Origin of the sequence: Stenotrophomonas maltophilia (genome assembly GCF_001676385.1) — a bacterium.
GTDB lineage: Bacteria > Pseudomonadota > Gammaproteobacteria > Xanthomonadales > Xanthomonadaceae > Stenotrophomonas > Stenotrophomonas maltophilia_J.
On record NZ_LYVJ01000002.1, the window covers coordinates 377424 to 392295 of the forward strand.

At 68.3% G+C, this 14872-nt stretch carries 19 protein-coding genes; 13 read left to right on the forward strand and 6 right to left on the reverse strand.

The features are described from left to right. The first annotated feature begins 52 nt into the window (after positions 1-52). From A9K58_RS04045 to murU, 3 genes are all read left to right on the forward strand, one after another. A complete protein-coding gene (locus A9K58_RS04045; protein ID WP_065198109.1) occupies positions 53-322 on the forward strand; it encodes a GlsB/YeaQ/YmgE family stress response membrane protein in 270 nt (89 codons plus the stop codon). A gap of 61 nt (positions 323-383) precedes the next feature. Then, positions 384-1409 carry an aminoglycoside phosphotransferase family protein gene (locus A9K58_RS04050; protein WP_065198110.1) on the forward strand — a complete coding sequence of 342 codons (1026 nt, stop codon included), beginning with the start codon at positions 384-386 and terminating at the stop codon, positions 1407-1409. Then, the gene (gene murU / locus A9K58_RS04055; protein WP_065198111.1) at positions 1406-2116 is read left to right on the forward strand and encodes an N-acetylmuramate alpha-1-phosphate uridylyltransferase MurU; all 711 of its coding nucleotides are present in this window, start codon (positions 1406-1408) and stop codon (positions 2114-2116) included. The genes A9K58_RS04050 and murU overlap by 4 nt, the downstream gene beginning before the upstream one ends. A 518-nt stretch (positions 2117-2634) precedes the next feature. Here murU and hda read toward each other — a convergent pair. Genes hda through A9K58_RS04070 form a run of 3 tightly spaced genes read right to left on the reverse strand, consistent with a single transcriptional unit; the run spans position 2635 to position 5623 of the window. Further along, positions 2635-3342, reverse strand: coding sequence for a DnaA regulatory inactivator Hda (gene hda / locus A9K58_RS04060; RefSeq protein ID WP_065198112.1), 708 nt, complete (start codon positions 3340-3342; stop codon positions 2635-2637). After that, a complete protein-coding gene (locus A9K58_RS04065) occupies positions 3342-4514 on the reverse strand; it encodes an AI-2E family transporter (RefSeq protein ID WP_065198113.1) in 1173 nt (390 codons plus the stop codon). The genes hda and A9K58_RS04065 overlap by 1 nt, the downstream gene beginning before the upstream one ends. Beyond that, entirely contained in the window at positions 4511-5623 is a 1113-nt protein-coding gene (locus A9K58_RS04070; protein ID WP_231109244.1) for a DUF2066 domain-containing protein, read from the reverse strand. Before A9K58_RS04070 ends, A9K58_RS04065 begins: the two co-directional genes overlap by 4 nt. Positions 5624-5735: 112 nt before the next feature. Here A9K58_RS04070 and purM point away from each other — a divergent pair, with 112 nt between their 5' ends. The 7 genes from purM to A9K58_RS04105 all read left to right on the forward strand — a co-directional run bounded on the left by purM (position 5736) and on the right by A9K58_RS04105 (position 10647). Next, a complete protein-coding gene (gene purM, locus A9K58_RS04075) occupies positions 5736-6794 on the forward strand; it encodes a phosphoribosylformylglycinamidine cyclo-ligase (RefSeq protein ID WP_065198115.1) in 1059 nt (352 codons plus the stop codon). 21 nt (positions 6795-6815) lie between these two features. Then, positions 6816-7304 carry a hypothetical protein gene (locus A9K58_RS04080; RefSeq protein WP_065198116.1) on the forward strand — a complete coding sequence of 163 codons (489 nt, stop codon included), beginning with the start codon at positions 6816-6818 and terminating at the stop codon, positions 7302-7304. Beyond that, a complete protein-coding gene (locus A9K58_RS04085) occupies positions 7301-7723 on the forward strand; it encodes a hypothetical protein (protein WP_065198117.1) in 423 nt (140 codons plus the stop codon). The genes A9K58_RS04080 and A9K58_RS04085 overlap by 4 nt, the downstream gene beginning before the upstream one ends. 40 nt (positions 7724-7763) lie before the next feature. Next, entirely contained in the window at positions 7764-8423 is a 660-nt protein-coding gene (locus A9K58_RS04090) for a DUF2238 domain-containing protein (RefSeq protein WP_065198118.1), read from the forward strand. Then, entirely contained in the window at positions 8420-9079 is a 660-nt protein-coding gene (purN, locus tag A9K58_RS04095) for a phosphoribosylglycinamide formyltransferase (protein ID WP_065198119.1), read from the forward strand. Before A9K58_RS04090 ends, purN begins: the two co-directional genes overlap by 4 nt. A 66-nt stretch (positions 9080-9145) precedes the next feature. Then, entirely contained in the window at positions 9146-9961 is an 816-nt protein-coding gene (locus tag A9K58_RS04100) for a DUF3108 domain-containing protein (RefSeq protein WP_065198120.1), read from the forward strand. A gap of 2 nt (positions 9962-9963) precedes the next feature. Then, on the forward strand, positions 9964-10647 hold the full coding sequence (locus A9K58_RS04105) for a DUF3108 domain-containing protein (RefSeq protein ID WP_065198121.1): 684 nt from the start codon (positions 9964-9966) through the stop codon (positions 10645-10647). Between the two features lie 83 nt (positions 10648-10730). On the opposite strand, the gene A9K58_RS04110 is transcribed toward A9K58_RS04105, so the two are convergent. From A9K58_RS04110 to A9K58_RS04120, 3 genes are read right to left on the reverse strand one after another with little or no spacing between them, the layout of a single operon-like run. Next, positions 10731-11057, reverse strand: a complete 327-nt coding sequence (locus tag A9K58_RS04110; RefSeq protein ID WP_065198122.1) for a hypothetical protein — start codon at positions 11055-11057, stop codon at positions 10731-10733. Next, positions 11054-12325, reverse strand: coding sequence for a UDP-N-acetylglucosamine 1-carboxyvinyltransferase (gene murA, locus A9K58_RS04115; RefSeq protein WP_065198123.1), 1272 nt, complete (start codon positions 12323-12325; stop codon positions 11054-11056). The genes A9K58_RS04110 and murA overlap by 4 nt, the downstream gene beginning before the upstream one ends. A 21-nt stretch (positions 12326-12346) precedes the next feature. Beyond that, positions 12347-12577 carry a BolA family protein gene (locus A9K58_RS04120; RefSeq protein ID WP_065198124.1) on the reverse strand — a complete coding sequence of 77 codons (231 nt, stop codon included), beginning with the start codon at positions 12575-12577 and terminating at the stop codon, positions 12347-12349. 54 nt (positions 12578-12631) lie between these two features. Between A9K58_RS04120 and A9K58_RS04125 the strand changes: the two genes are divergently transcribed. The 3 genes from A9K58_RS04125 to lptC all read left to right on the forward strand — a co-directional run bounded on the left by A9K58_RS04125 (position 12632) and on the right by lptC (position 14818). Continuing rightward, on the forward strand, positions 12632-13633 hold the full coding sequence (locus A9K58_RS04125) for a KpsF/GutQ family sugar-phosphate isomerase (protein ID WP_065198125.1): 1002 nt from the start codon (positions 12632-12634) through the stop codon (positions 13631-13633). Between the two features lie 64 nt (positions 13634-13697). Beyond that, complete coding sequence (locus A9K58_RS04130) at positions 13698-14246, forward strand: KdsC family phosphatase (protein WP_065198148.1); 549 nt, start codon at positions 13698-13700, stop codon at positions 14244-14246. Next, a complete protein-coding gene (gene lptC / locus A9K58_RS04135; RefSeq protein WP_065198126.1) occupies positions 14243-14818 on the forward strand; it encodes an LPS export ABC transporter periplasmic protein LptC in 576 nt (191 codons plus the stop codon). Before A9K58_RS04130 ends, lptC begins: the two co-directional genes overlap by 4 nt. The last annotated feature ends 54 nt before the right edge of the window (positions 14819-14872 follow it).

Here is a 14872-nt window from a genome sequence, read left to right on the forward strand (position 1 = left end):
ACGCAGCCCGGCCTTGCTAGGCTGCGTCCACACCCAAGCGGAATCGGCGCGCATGAATGGTCTGTTCGGCAGCACCAGCTGGCTGTATATCCTGCTGGTCGGCTTCGTTGTCGGCCTGCTCGGGCGCTTCTTCATGCCCGGCAACAACCGCATGGGCTGCCTGCTGACCATCGTGCTGGGCATCGTCGGTGCCCTGCTGGCCGGCTGGTTCGGCCAGTACATGGGCTGGTACGCCCCCGGTGAGCCGGCCGGCTTCCTCGGTGCCGTGGTGGGTGCAGTGGCCGTGCTGGCCCTTCTGCGCCTGTTCAGTGGCCGTCGCTGACCCGGTTCCTTTTCTTCCCCGTTCCCGACGCAGGGCGCATGGTGCGCCCGGACAGGCCTGCATGACCGAACCCGCCTCCGATCCCCAGCGCAGCGCGCAGCGCCTGCAGTGGGCCCGTATCCAGCTTGAGGATGCCAACGCCATAGTCGAGCGCGCCTCGGTCGATGCCGGCATGCGCAGCTACTGGCGTACCACCAGCGCCCGCGGCAGCCACATCGTGATGGACGCCCCGCCGGGGCTGGAAGATCCGCGGCCGTGGCTGCGCATGCGCGGGCTGCTGCACGACAATGGCCTGCGCGTGCCCGCGCTGCTGGCACAGGACCTGGAGGCCGGCTTCCTGCTGCTGGAAGATCTCGGCGGCCCGACCCTGGCCAAAATCCTCGACGAGCGCAACGCCGATGAATGGTTCGGCCGCTCGATCGAACAGCTGCTGCGGCTGCAGGCGATCCCGGTGCCGGCCGACTTCGGCCAGTTCGGCGAAGCGCTGCTGCAGCGCGATGCCGGCCTGTTCGACGAGTGGTTCCTGCAGCGCCACCTGAACCTGCAGCTGGACTGCGGTGAGATCGAAGGCCTGCAACTGGTGCACCGCCGCCTGATGGACAACGCGCTCGGCCAGGCCCAGCTGATGACCCATCGGGACTACATGCCGCGCAACCTGATGCCGGTTGACGACGGCCCGGCCGTGCTGGATTTCCAGGATCTCGTGCGCGGCCCGGTCGCCTACGACGCGGTGAGCCTGTTCAAGGACGCCTTCCTGAGCTGGCCGCTGCAGCGGGTGGACGCGTGGCTGGCGCAGTACCACCAGCGCGCACATGACGCCGGGCTGCCGGTGCCCGACCGCGCCACCTTCCTGCGTGATGCCGACTGGATGGGCATCCAGCGCCACGTCAAGATCCTTGGCCTGTTCTGCCGCCTGCGTTACCGCGACAACAAGGGCCACTACCTGGACGACGCTCCGCGCTTCATCGGCTATCTGGACGAAGTGCTGCCCCGCTACCGTGAACTGGCGCCGCTGCAGCGGCTGCTGGAAGAGCGCATCAAGCCGGCACTGGCCGAGCTGGCCGCACCGATGCGCGTGACGCGATGAAGGCGCTGGTCTTTGCCGCCGGTCTCGGCGAGCGCATGCGCCCGCTGACCCTGCATACGCCCAAGCCGTTGCTGGTGGTGGCCGGCAAGCCGCTGATCGCCTGGCACCTGGAACGCCTCGCGGCGCTGGGAGTGCGCGACGTGGTAGTCAACACCGCCTGGTTGGCCGAGCAGTTCCCGGCAACGCTGGGCGATGGCAGCCAATGGGGCCTGCGCCTGCATTTCATGCATGAAGGCCAGACGCCACTGGAAACCGGCGGCGGCATCCTCAATGCACTCCCGGTGCTGGGCGACGCCCCGTTCCTGGTGGTGAACGGCGACATCTGGACCGATTTCGATTTCGCCACGCTACCGCGCGAGCCGCAGGGCCAGGCCCACCTGGTGCTGGTCGACAATCCGGCGCAGCACCCGGACGGAGACTACCGGCTGGACGCGCAGGGCCGGCTGCACCATGACCGCCAGGGGCCCTGCCTGACCTATGCCGGCATCGGGGTCTACCGCCCCTCGATCGTGGCCAACTGGCGCGCGGTGATCGGTGATGCGCCGGGCAGCGAGTGGGTCCCGCCGAGGTTCTCGGTGGTGCCGCTGCAGAAGCACTTCATGGCGCAGGGGCTGATCACAGGACAGCATCATCGCGGGCGCTGGACCGACGTCGGGACTGTGGATCGCCTGCGCGCACTGGATGCGGAGTTGGCGGCGAACGGCTGAGCCCCTCGTGGCTGGATGTTTTGAGAGCAGAAGCCTTGCTTGGCCGGGCGGGGTGGATTCGCGGGGGACGCCGTGAACCCGTCCCTGGGGGCTTGGCCGCGGCATCCATGCCGCGGACACCCCCGCGAACCCACCCCGCCCGGCCTCTGACAGTTTCCGTGCGCGTCCTGCCACGGAAGAAAGAAGAGCAAAAGCGGGTCGCTTCGCTGCGCTTGCTCCGGTGACGACCAACGGTCGTCACCCACCATAAGCAAGACACGTGTCGACCAAGGTCGTCACCCACCAACAGCAGTGCAGTACGCAGTCCGGGCAGATCGCGGGAACCTGTCGAAGGCGGGGTGGCTCAGGTTGCGGGGGCGTGAGCGCCATGGATGGCGCGATCGAGGCTACATGGACGTACTTGCGCCGTCCCCCGCAACCTGAGCCACCCCGCCTCCCCTCAGGAAGCCCGCCTTTGACGTTGACGTTGCTTCGGCTTCGGCGGGTGCAGGGCGCAGCCCTGCAAACAACCCCCACCCTCAGTAACGAGGCCGGCCTTCTTCCAGCACCTGGCGCAGGAACGGCACGGTGATCCGCCGCTTCGCCGCCAGCGACTCGCGGTCCAGCCAGTCCAGCAGCGTGATCAGTCCACCCAGCTCGCGCCCGGTGTGCGACAGCAGCCACTCGATGGCCGCCTCGTCGATCGCCAGGCCGCGGCGCAGCGCGCGTTCGCGCAGCACCGCCGCGCGGCCTTCCTCATCCAATGGCTGCAACCGCACGCGCACGCACTGGCCCAGCCGCGAGCGCAGGTCCGGCAGCACCAGCCCCAGTTCGCCCGGTGCTTTCTGCGCGGTATACAGCACGGTCACGCGTGCAGCGCGGGCGCGGTTGTGGAAATCGAACAGCGCCACTTCATCCTCACGGTGGCCGGCCACCGCGTCCAGGCCATCCAGCGCCACCAGTTCCCGTGCCTCCAGTCCGTCCAGTGCCGCACGCACGCGGCCGGCGGCGCTGGCGAGCGGGACGTAGGTTGGCAGGCGCCCGGCCTGCTCGGCGCTGGAGCACATCGCCAGCGCCTGATGCGTCTTGCCCGTGCCCGCCGCGCCTTCCAGGTAGACCCAATCGTGGCTGGCACCCACTGCGATCGCATGCAGCTGCGCCAGTGCGCCATCCGGCGCACCGATGAAGGTCTCCAGGCGCTGGTCCCGCGGGTAATGCAGGGCCAGCGGAAGTTGCGGCACACCCATCACTTCAGGTCGGGGCCCTTGTCATTCGGATCGAGAAGGATATGAGGCTGGTCGATCACGCCATCAAGCATGATCGCCGGCTTCTCGCCCGCGTACAGCTCGCTCTGGCGGTAGCGCTGGTGGGCGTAGCGCAGCAGCACATTGCTCACCGCCGCCACCGGCAGCGCCAGCAGCATGCCGAGGAAACCGAACAGCTGGCCGCCGGCCATCACCGCGAAGATCACCGCCACCGGGTGCAGGCCGATCTTGTCGCCGACGATGCGTGGGGTCAGCACGTAGCTCTCAAGCAGCTGGCCGACCGTGAATACCACCCCGACCAGGATCAGCAGCTTCAGGTCCAAGCCCTGTGCCTGCACCAGCGCGGCCACGATGGCCATCAGGATCCCGGTGGTCGCGCCCAGGTAGGGGATGAAGCTGATCAGGCCGGCAATCAGGCCGATCAGCAGGCCCAGCTTGAGGCCGACCAGCGACAGGCCGCCGGCGTAGATCACGCCCAGCGCCAGCATCACCAGGAACTGGCCACGGATGAAGGCACCCAACACCTCATTGGATTCACGCGCCAGCGCGCTGATGGTACCGATGTGGTTGCGCGGGATGAGCGACGCCACCCGCTCGACCAGCTTGTCCCAGTCGCGCAGGAAGTAGAACGCCAGGATCGGCAGCAGCAGGATGTTGACCACCCAGGTCACCATCGCGAAGCCCGAGCGCGAGACGTAGCCCATGAACGTGGTGGCGAAGCCGCCGGCCTGCTGCCAGTGGCTGCGCACCCATTCGATCAGGCGGTCCGGATCCAGCCACTGCATCACCTCCAGGCCGGTCTTCTGCTCGAACCAGGGAATCCCCTTTTCCATCAGCCAGACCTGGGCCTGTGGCGCGACCGCGATCAGGGTGGTGATCTGGCGTTCGATCATCGGCACCAGCACCAGCAGCAGCGCCACGATCACCAGCACCATGGCCGCGAACACCAGCACCACGCCGGTCATGCGCGAACGGCCGGTGGCCTCGATGCGGTCCACCAGCGGGTCGCCCAGCCAGGCCAGCGCCAATGCCAGCACGAATGGGGTCAGGATCGGCGCCAGCAGCCAGACCACCCAGCCGATCAGGCCGGCGAACAGGATGTACTTCAGCCAGCGCAGCAGCTGCGCGATCTCGGCTTCCGGAGTCTGGATCATCGCAAGCGGTACTCGTTGCTGACTGGCGCCGGCGCACCCGTGGTGTCGTCGATCGGCGCTGGCATCGGCGCTGCCGGCACCAGCACGCCCCCGTCGCCCAGCATGCGATTGAAGCCCGCCAGGCCCGTGGTCATTTCCAGGTTCAGTTCCAGCTGGCCAGCCGAAGCGCGCAGCGGGATGACGTTGCGCACGACCGGCACCTCGCGCAACCCGGCGGCCAGCCGCAGGTAGTCATCAGCGCTGTTGATACCGGTCACTACGATGCGATATGTGCCCGCCGCACCGGTGGCGGCCCCCGCCTTGGCATACCGCCGGACCAGCGCATCGGCGGCGCCATCGGCACCGGCCGCCATCGCCCGCATGGCATTGGCATCATTGCTGGACCACTTGTTCAGTTCACGGCCGTTGTCGACGAACACCCAGTCCGCCTTCCAGCCGCCGTTGGCGCGGTACAGCTTGCCGATCAGCTGCATCGGCGGCGAATAGCGCGAGGAGGCGCGAGCCACCGCGGCCGTGTCCTGCCGCCAGATGGCGCCGACGAGCGCCTGTTCGGCAGCGCCGCCACTGGGGAGGCCGAGCTTGTAGCCGCGCTCGATGGCGCGATTCAGCAGCGGGCGGGCGGCATTGGCCTGCTGCACGCTGACCAGGCGCGGGCCGCTGCCGTCGTCCACGGCCAACCACACCACCGGCTTCGGGCGCGGCTGCGGCCACAGCGGCAGGCCCAGCGCCGATACCAGCGAATCGACGTCATCCTCGCGGAAGCGGGCCACCAGCAGGGTCCGGAAGCTGGGGGCGCCGCTGGCGCTCACGCTCTGGTCCTGCTTGTAGTCGTAGCTGGCGACGTAGTCCTTGGCGTTGCGAAGCGCCTGCACCACCCCCGGGCGCGACATCACGCTGCGATCGCCGGACAACTTGCCCAGCACCACGCTCAGGGCGCGGGCCAGGGCGCCGTTGCGATCGGCTTCGGCCTGGCTGTTGACGGGCACTTCGGCCTCGTACGCGCCAGTGGCGGTGGCGACATCACCCTCGGTGCGCAGGCCGCTCTGGGCCATCGTGGCCACCGGCAGGCTCAGCGCAATGAGCAGGGTCAGAATCAGGCTGCGGCGCATCAGGACATCCATTGGCTCGACGTATCCGGGGGGAATTGTTGCCCGAATACGGTCTTTGCGCCAATGCGGCCTGTTAAAATCGCCCGTTCAACCCCTGCCAGCGCCGACGCCCGTGACCAACACCCCGTCTTCCGCCCCCTCCCCCCTCACCTACCGCGATGCGGGTGTCGATATCGACGCCGGCAATGCGCTGGTCGAGCGGATCAAGCCTTTGGTCAAGCGCAGCTTCCGCCCGGAAGTGATGGGCGGCCTGGGCGGCTTCGGCGCCCTGTTCGACCTGTCCAACAAATACCGCGAGCCGGTGCTGGTCTCGGGCACCGATGGCGTGGGCACCAAGCTGAAGCTGGCGCACCAGCTGAACCGCCACGATACGATCGGCATCGACCTGGTCGCCATGTGCGTGAACGACGTGCTGGTGCAGGGTGCCGAGCCGCTGTTCTTCCTGGACTACTTCGCCACCGGCAAGCTCGACGTGGATACCGCCGCGGCCGTGGTGGGCGGCATCGCCAACGGCTGCACCGAAGCCGGCTGTGCCCTGATCGGCGGAGAAACCGCCGAAATGCCCGACATGTACGCACCGGGCGAGTATGACCTGGCCGGCTTCACCGTCGCCGCGGTCGAAAAAAGCGAGCTGAAGGACGGCGCCAGCGTGGTCGCCGGTGACGTGCTGATCGGCATTGCCTCGTCCGGCCCGCATTCCAACGGCTATTCGCTGGTGCGCCGCATCTACGACCGTGCCGGCCGCCCGGCCGACCTGGAACTGGAAGGCGGGGTCAAGCTTGTGGACGCGCTGATGGCGCCGACCCGGTTGTACGTCAAGCCGGTCCTGTCGCTGCTGAAGTCGCACGGCGGGGCCATCCACGGCATGGCCCACATCACCGGTGGCGGCCTGACCGAGAACATCATCCGCGTGGTGCCCGACGGCCTCGGCCTGGACATCCAGGCGTCCAGCTGGCCCCTGCCGCCGGTGTTCCAGTGGCTGCAGGAGGAAGGCGCGGTGGCCGACAGCGAGATGTGGCGCACCTTCAACTGCGGCATCGGCTTCGTGCTGATCGTGGCCGCCGACCAGGTCGCTGCGGTGTCCGAGGCGGTCAAGGCCCAGGGCCTGGAGCACTGGACCATCGGCCAGGTGGTCACCGCCGAAGGCGCCGAGCGCGTCCGCATCGGCTGAACCCGACCCCGAGGATCCCGCATGGACGCAACGCCCCCCCTGGCCCCCACCCCGGTACCGCCGCCACTGGCGACGGTACCGGCGTTCAGCACGCAGGATGGCGACCACCTGCGCGCGCTGTCCATCGCCCACTATGTGTTCGGTGGCCTGATCGCGCTGCTCTCGCTGTTCTTCGTCGTGTACATCGTGCTCGGCATCAGTGCGCTGAGCGGCCATCTGCCGATGAACTCCGGGGGCCAGCCCTCGTCGCCGGCCGAGCAGCGCCTGTTCGGCTGGGTGTTCACGATCCTGGGAACCGTGTTCGTCGCCGGCGGCCTGGGCATGGCCGCATTCGTCATCCATGCCGGTCGCTGCCTGGCCCGACGCCGTCGCCACCTGCTGTGCCTGATCGTGGCCGGCCTGCTCTGCCTGTGCGCGCCGCTCGGCACCGTTCTGGGGGTGTTCACCCTGGTCACGCTGCTGCGCCCGCAGATCAAGGCCGCCTTCGACGTACCGGGAACGGCGGCATGACGATCCAGGGCGCCCCGCCGCCGCTGCCACGGCAGACCCTGGCGCAGTTGCAACTGGCCAGCCACCTGCAGACGCTCAAAGTGCTGTTCTACGCGCTGGCGGGTTTCCACTGGGTGGCCGCGCTGGCCTTTCTCGGCTTCATCGGCCTGGTCGCCGGCTCGCGCGGCCTGGATGATGGCGCGGCCCTGGCCACGGTTTACGGCGTGGTCGCGCTGCTGGCTGCCGTGCTCGGCTTCGTGCAGTTGCATACCGCGCGCCTGCTGTCGCATCGCACCGGGCTGGCCTGGTGCCGGCGCGCGGCGTGGCTGGCGGTGCTGGCGGGCCCACTGGGCATGGCCCTGACCGCCTATGCCTGGGTCTTCCTGTCCAAGCCTGACATGGCCGCCCTGTTTGACCGCGGCGACCACGTCAGTGTCTGAGCCGGCAGGCAAACGACCGTCCCCCTCCAGATCGACCGACATGTCCTGCCCTGCCATTGCCGCAACCAACGCCGTCCGTACCTACCGCTTTTCGGCGCCCAAGAAGCTGGCCTTTGCCGCGACGCTGGCCGTGTTCGCGATCAGCTGGGTCCATCCGCTGTGGCCCGTCGAACAGGCCCTGCACAGCACGTTGACCGTGGTCGGACTGGCCACCCTGCTGTGGGTGGACCGGCGCGGCTGGCTGGGCAACGGCGCGTTCATCGCGATCTGCGGCTTCATCATCCTGCATTGCGTGGCGGCCCGCTGGTTGTACTCCAACGTGCCTTATGACGCCTGGGTGCAGGCGCTGACCGGCTGGTCACCCGATGCGGCGTTCGGTTGGCGTCGCAACCACTTCGACCGCCTCATCCACTTCCTGTATGGCGCCTGCTTCACCCCTGCGCTGCTGCAGTTGGCCCGCCATGCGTGGCCGGCGTTGCGCGCGGGCCAGGCCTTCGCCCTGGCCGTGATGGCGGTGATGTGCTCCAGCCTGGCCTACGAATGGTTCGAGTGGGCCATCGCGCTTGCGCTGTCGCCGGATGCCGCCGAGGCCTACAACGGACAGCAGGGCGACATGTGGGACGCGCATGCCGACATGCTGTTGGCCACCGTGGGCAGTCTGCTGGCCTGGCCGCTGATGCGGCCGAGTGCACCGCGATGAGCCCGTCCACCCGCATTGCGGTGCTCGCCTCAGGCCGTGGCAGCAACCTGCAGGCCATCCTTGATGCGATCGGCAGCGGCCGCTTGCCCGCCGATGTCGTCGGCGTGTTTTCCGACCGCCCCACGGCACAGGCCCTGCAGCGTGTCGGCCCGGCGTTGCGCTGGGCACACGCGCCGAAGGAATTCACTGATCGCGCCGCCTACGAGCAGGCACTGGGCGATGCACTGGCCGCCGTCACGCCGGACTGGATCGTCTGCGCCGGCTACATGCGCATCCTCGGCGCCGGCATCGTGCAGCGTTTCGATGGCCGCCTGGTCAACATCCACCCCTCGTTGCTGCCACTGCACAAGGGCCTGGACACGCACGCGCGGGCGCTGCAGGCCGGCGATGCCGAGCACGGTGCCAGCGTGCACCTCGTGGTCCCCGAACTGGACGCCGGTTCCGTGCTGGCCCAGGCACGGGTGCCGGTGCTGCCAGGCGACGATGCGCAGACGCTGGCCGAGCGCGTGCTGGCCGTGGAGCACCCGCTGTTGATCGCCACGCTGGAGCTGTTGTGCGCCGGGCGCCTGGCTGAACGGAAGGGCCAGCCGTGGCTGGACGGTCACCCCCTGTTTAGCCCGTTGGTCCTAGATTCCGCCGGAAACCTGAACCGGTGATACCGATGCACACGCCCTGCTGACTGCGCGGCTGGCATCCTGTTTCCCCCTGCGGCCCTGTCCTCCATGAAGACCTCGACCCTGCTGCCCACGTCATTGCTGCTGTCGCTTGCCGTGTTCCCTGGCACGGGCCGGGGCCAGCAGGCACCCACGCCGCCGAGTCCGGCACCAGCCGCGCAGGCTCCCGCCGCCCCGGCCGCACCGATGCTGCCGGCCCTGGCCTGGGAGCCGCCGCCGCTGCAGCCGTTCAGCGCCACCTACCAGGCCTTCTACAAGGGCCGGGAGGCCGGCGATGCCAGCATGCAGGTCACCCATACCGGTGGTAACCAGTGGCGGGTGGACATGCAGGTGGTCGGCCGCCGCGGCTTCGCCAGCGTGCTGGGCCTGAACATCGAACAGAGCACGGTATTCGAGGAGCGCGGGGGCCAGTACGCCCCCCTTAGCCAAAGCACGGTGCGCAAGGGCCTGTTCCTCGGCAAGAAGGCGGTCGGCACGTACGACTGGCAGGCCGGTACCGCGCAGTGGAGCGGCGATGTCGAGAAGAAGCGTGCGCAGCCGATTGCGCTGCAGCCGGGCGACCAGAGCGCGCTGCTGATCAACCTGGCAATCATGCGTGATGCCCGTCCGGGTACCACCATGCACTACCGCTACGTGGACATGGGCAAGGTCCGCCAGCATGACTACCAGGCCGCGCCGCAGACCGAGAACGTCGAGGTCGGCGACCTGTCCTACAACGCGCTGCGGGTCTACCGGACCAACGGCGGCAACAACGAGACCATTCTCTGGATCGCCAACGGTGTCCCCACTCCGGTGCGCATCCTGCAACGCGAAGACGGCGAGGACCGCGTCGACCTGCGCCTGATCGAATACCAAGGAGTCTGAGCATGAGCACCCTGACCCGCCCTCTCACCTGGATCGCCGCGGCCGCCCTGTCCGTGGCCAGCCTGCCGGCCATGGCCCTGCAGCCGTTCAAGGCCGATTACCTGGCCAGCTACATGGGCATGCAGGCCAACGGCACCATGACCCTGGCCAGCGAAGGTGCCAACCGATGGCGCTACAGCCTGCAGGTGAAGAACCAGCTCGCCGACCTCAGCCAGAGCACGGTGTTCGAGGAAGTCCGTGGACAGCTGCGCCCGCTCAGCAGCCAGGACCGATCGGCGCTGCTGGTGAAGAAGCGCAATGTGCAGGCCAACTACAACTGGACCAGCAACCAGGCCACCTGGACCGGCGACATCAAGCCGGACCGCGCCGGGCCGATCGCCCTGAGATCCGGTGACATGGATGCGCTGCTGATCAACCTGGCGATCGCGCGCGACCTGGCTGCCGGCAAGCCGCTGACCTACCGCATGGTCGACGAGGGCCGGGTCAAGAACATGACCTACCGCGTGGTCGGCAAGGAGTCGATCACCGTGGGTGGCAGGAGCTACGAGGCCACCAAGGTCTCGCGTGCGGATGGCAACAAGGAGCTGATCGCCTGGATCGTGCCGGAGTTCCCGGTCCCGGCGCGGATGCTGCAGCGGGAAAGCGGCCGCGACGCGTTGGACCTGACCATCAAGTCGATGAACTGAGTGCCGGGGTCGGATCCCATCCCCTCCGGGATGGGCTCTGACCCCACCCACGCAAAAAAACGCCCGCTTGCGCGGGCGTTTTCTTATTTCTTCGCTTCGGCCGGTAGCGCTTCAGCCGGCTTGAACTCGGTGCGGCAGTCCACCCGGATCTGCTCGCCGCTCCCCCGCCAGACAAAGGTGCGGCAATGGCGGTTTCCGTCCTGGCGGTCGTTCACCGCCACCGCGTAGAACGACTGGATGATCTCGTCGCGCGAGACCGTGCCGTCGCCGTTCCAGTCCATGTCCTTCTGCTCGATGCCCCGGGTGATCGCGATGTCGGCGTACCAGGCATAACCCAGCCACGCCAGCACGATCAGCACCAGCACCAGCAGTGCCTTGCGCCGCGGGCTGAACCTGCCGCGCAGGATCATGGCACGCGCCGGATGGTGGCGCCGAGCGAAGACAGCTTCTCTTCGATGTTCTCGTAACCACGGTCAAGGTGGTAGATGCGGTCGATGGTGGTCTCGCCGCTGGCCATCAGGCCGGCCAGGATGAGCGACGCCGAAGCGCGCAGATCGGTGGCCATCACCGGTGCACCGCTGAGATGCTCGCTGCCCCGCACGATGGCGGTGTGGCCTTCGACCTGGATGTCCGCGCCCAGGCGCAGCAGTTCGTTGACGTGCATGAAACGGTTCTCGAAGATCGTTTCATTGATCACGCCGACACCGTCGGCCACGCAGTTGAGCGCCATGAACTGCGCCTGCATGTCGGTCGGGAACGCCGGATACGGCGCGGTGGTCAGGTTGACCGCCTTCGGCCGCCGGCCCTGCATGTCCAGGGTAATGGTGTCGTCGGTGGTCTCGATCTTCGCACCGGCCTCGACCAGCTTGGACAGCACCGCGTCCATGGTGTTGGGGCGCGCACGGTTGACCGTGACCCTGCCGCCGGTCATGGCTGCCGCGACCAGGAACGTACCGGTCTCGATGCGATCAGGCAGCACTTCATGGCGGCCACCGGACAGGCTCTCAACGCCTTCGATGGTCAGCCGGGCCGTGCCGACACCTTCGATCTTCGCGCCCAGTGCGATCAGGCAATGCGCCAGATCGGTCACTTCCGGTTCCATCGCGCAGTTGTCGAGGACGGTGGTGCCCTCGGCCAGCACGGCCCCCATCAGCACGTTCTCGGTGCCGGTGACGCTGACCATGTCGAAGGTGAAGTGGCCGCCCTTCAGCCGCTTGGCCGAGGCCTTGATGAAGCCGTTCTCGACCACGATGTCGGCACCCAGCGCCTGCAGGCCCTTGATGTGCTGGTCGACCGGACGCGAACCGATCGCGCAGCCGCCAGGCAGCGAGACTTCGGCCGCGCCATAGCGGGCCAGCAGGGGACCCAGCACCAGGATGGACGCGCGCATGGTCTTGACCAGCTCGTATGGCGCCACGTGCTGGTTCACCGAGCGTGGATCGACCACGATCGCGCTGCCGCGCGACAGCGTGCCCTGGTCGATGGTGACCTTGGCGCCCAGCTCGCCCAGCAGCTTCACCGTGGTGACCACATCGTGCAGGTGCGGCACGTTGGTGATCTCCACCGGCTCATCGGCCAGCAGGGTCGCGCAGAGGATGGGAAGGACGGCGTTCTTGGCGCCGGAGATGCTCACTTCACCGTGCAGCGCAGCGCCGCCGGTCACAACGATCTTGGCCATGTATTCGGGATCTTCTGCGGTTCAGCCGGCTTCGGCCGGGGTCACGGTTTTCAGCGCCAGCGCGTGGATCGCGCCACCCATCAGGTCGCCCAGGGTGGCATAGACCATCCGGTGGCGGGCCAACGGTATCTTGCCGGCAAAGGCCTCGCAGACCACGGTCGCTTCGAAATGCACGCCATCGTCGCCACGCACGTCGGCGCGGGCGCCGGGCAGGCCGGTTTCGATCAGGTTGCGGATGGTGTCGGCGTCCAACGGGCTTTCCTAATAAAATGAGCGCTCATTCTACTTCCGCTGCGTGGCGTCCGCATGGCCGAGTCCCTCCTGCCCCCCCGTTCCGTCGATCCGGCCAGCCTGGTCGCCAGCGGCCGCCGTGTCTTCGAGATCGAGCGGCAGGCGCTGGAAGCGGTCGCCTCCCGCCTGGGCGGGGCCTTCCAGCAGGCCTGCCAGGCGATTCTGGCCAGCCGCGGCCGGGTGGTCGCCACCGGCATGGGCAAGTCCGGCCATATCGCCCGCAAGATCGCCGCCACCCTGGCGTCGACCGGCACGCCGGCCTTCTACGTGCATCCGGGCGAGGCCGGCCATGGCGACCTCGGCATGATTACCGAAGATGACGTGGTGCTGGCCCTGTCCTACTCGGGCGAGTCCGACGAAGTGCTGATGCTGCTGCCGGTGCTCAAGCGCCAGGGCAACGTGCTGATCTCCATGACCGGCCGGCCGCAGTCCAGCCTGGCCACGGCTGCCGATGTCCACCTGGACGTCAGCGTGCCGGCCGAGGCCTGCCCGCTGGCGTTGGCGCCGACTTCCAGCACCACCGCTTCGCTGGCGATGGGCGATGCACTGGCCGTGGCGCTGCTCGATGCGCGCGGCTTCACTGCCGACGATTTCGCCCGCTCGCATCCGGCCGGCAGCCTGGGCCGCCGCCTCCTGCTGCACATCACCGACGTCATGCACACCGGTGAGGACCTGCCCCGGGTCGGCGCCGAGGCCAGCCTCAGCGAGGCGCTGGTGGAAATGAGCCGCAAGCGGCTGGGCATGACCGCCGTGGTCGACGCCGATGGCGTGCTGATCGGCCTGTTCACCGACGGCGACCTGCGCCGGGCGCTGGACAGCGCACTGGACGTGCGCACCGCGAAGATCGCCGATGTGATGACCCGTAACCCGCGCACCATCGGTGCCGACCAGCTGGCCGTCGAGGCCGCGCGGCAGATGGAAACCCAGAAGATCAACGGCTTGATCGTGGTCGATGGCCAGGGTCGCGCGGTCGGCGCCCTGAACATTCATGACCTGTTGCGGGCCCGGGTGGTTTAACCGACAGTCCGTAGACCCCATTCAGTCTGTAGTGCCACCCGACCCCGCCGAGCCCGCTGCCCTGATGCCCTGGTCCCCCCTGCCCGCCTTCCCCGCCCACCTGCATGCCGCTGCGGCCCGTGTCCGCCTGGCCTGCTTCGACGTGGACGGCACCCTCACCGACGGTCGGCTGTACTACGACAGGGACGGCAACGAGAGCAAGGCATATTTCGTGCAGGACGGCCTGGGCCTGAAGCTGCTGCAGCAGCACGGCATCCACCCCGTGCTGATCACCGCGCGCAACAGCCAGTCTGCGCTCCGGCGCGGCGCGGACCTCGGCATCGACACCCAGATCGCCGTGGGCGACAAGCTGGCCAGCGTGCAGGCGCTCTGCGCGCAGCACGGCATCGGCCTGGATCAGGTGGCATTCATGGGCGACGACCTGCCGGACCTCGCTCCGCTGGGTGCAGTCGGGCTGGCAGTGGCCCCGGCCAACGCCCACCCGTGGATCGCCGAGCGCGTGCACTGGCAGACCCGCGCGGAGGGAGGGCGGGGCGCCGCGCGCGAACTGTGCGACGTGCTGCTGGCCGCACAGGGCCGGGTCGATGCGGTGCTGGCGGGGTTCGGCGCATGAATGCTCCTTCTCTGAACTGGCGCACCCTGCTTGGCATCGGCCTGCTGCTGGCCGCGCTGATCAGCAGTTGGGCGGCACTGCGCAATCGTGACAAAGGGCCGGCCAAGGTAGGCCAGGACATCGGCGTGGACTACATCCTGCACGATTTCCAGATCGTCGCGCTGGACGAAAAGGGCAAGGAATCCACCACCCTGCGTGCGCCCCGGCTGGAGCGCCAGCGCGGCGACCAGACGATCAACCTCACCACCCCGCTGTTCGAGATGCCGGACAAGGACGGCAAGCACTGGACCCTGCGCGCCGAAACCGGCTGGCTCAGCGCCAAGGGCGATGAACTGAAGCTGCGCGGCAATGTCGCTGGCGACAGCCCGGCCGGCCCGGGCGTGGTGCCCACCACCTTCCGCACCGACCACCTGGACGTGTTCCCCCGGGAGAACCGCGCCCGCACCGATGCGCAGGTGACCATGACCCGGCCCGGCATGGAACAGTCCGGTGTCGGCTTCGAGGTGGATTCGAAGAACAACACGTATCATTTCCTCAGCCAGTCCAAGGGTCGCTACACGCCCCGACGCTGATTCCGCCGCCAGCCTGCGACGTCTCCGGACAGGCGCACGGCCGGCAGCCCCACC

Coding starts and splice junctions, on each gene's coding strand:
- A9K58_RS04045 (WP_065198109.1), top strand. CDS start 53: ATGAATGGTCTGTTCGGCAGCACCAGCTGGCTGTATATCCTGCTGGTC.
- A9K58_RS04050 (WP_065198110.1), top strand. CDS start 384: ATGACCGAACCCGCCTCCGATCCCCAGCGCAGCGCGCAGCGCCTGCAG.
- murU (WP_065198111.1), top strand. CDS start 1,406: ATGAAGGCGCTGGTCTTTGCCGCCGGTCTCGGCGAGCGCATGCGCCCG.
- hda (WP_065198112.1), bottom strand. CDS start 3,342: ATGGGTGTGCCGCAACTTCCGCTGGCCCTGCATTACCCGCGGGACCAG.
- A9K58_RS04065 (WP_065198113.1), bottom strand. CDS start 4,514: ATGATCCAGACTCCGGAAGCCGAGATCGCGCAGCTGCTGCGCTGGCTG.
- A9K58_RS04070 (WP_231109244.1), bottom strand. CDS start 5,623: ATGCGCCGCAGCCTGATTCTGACCCTGCTCATTGCGCTGAGCCTGCCG.
- A9K58_RS04080 (WP_065198116.1), top strand. CDS start 6,816: ATGGACGCAACGCCCCCCCTGGCCCCCACCCCGGTACCGCCGCCACTG.
- A9K58_RS04085 (WP_065198117.1), top strand. CDS start 7,301: ATGACGATCCAGGGCGCCCCGCCGCCGCTGCCACGGCAGACCCTGGCG.
- A9K58_RS04090 (WP_065198118.1), top strand. CDS start 7,764: ATGTCCTGCCCTGCCATTGCCGCAACCAACGCCGTCCGTACCTACCGC.
- purN (WP_065198119.1), top strand. CDS start 8,420: ATGAGCCCGTCCACCCGCATTGCGGTGCTCGCCTCAGGCCGTGGCAGC.
- A9K58_RS04100 (WP_065198120.1), top strand. CDS start 9,146: ATGAAGACCTCGACCCTGCTGCCCACGTCATTGCTGCTGTCGCTTGCC.
- A9K58_RS04105 (WP_065198121.1), top strand. CDS start 9,964: ATGAGCACCCTGACCCGCCCTCTCACCTGGATCGCCGCGGCCGCCCTG.
- A9K58_RS04110 (WP_065198122.1), bottom strand. CDS start 11,057: ATGATCCTGCGCGGCAGGTTCAGCCCGCGGCGCAAGGCACTGCTGGTG.
- murA (WP_065198123.1), bottom strand. CDS start 12,325: ATGGCCAAGATCGTTGTGACCGGCGGCGCTGCGCTGCACGGTGAAGTG.
- A9K58_RS04125 (WP_065198125.1), top strand. CDS start 12,632: ATGGCCGAGTCCCTCCTGCCCCCCCGTTCCGTCGATCCGGCCAGCCTG.
- A9K58_RS04130 (WP_065198148.1), top strand. CDS start 13,698: ATGCCCTGGTCCCCCCTGCCCGCCTTCCCCGCCCACCTGCATGCCGCT.
- lptC (WP_065198126.1), top strand. CDS start 14,243: ATGAATGCTCCTTCTCTGAACTGGCGCACCCTGCTTGGCATCGGCCTG.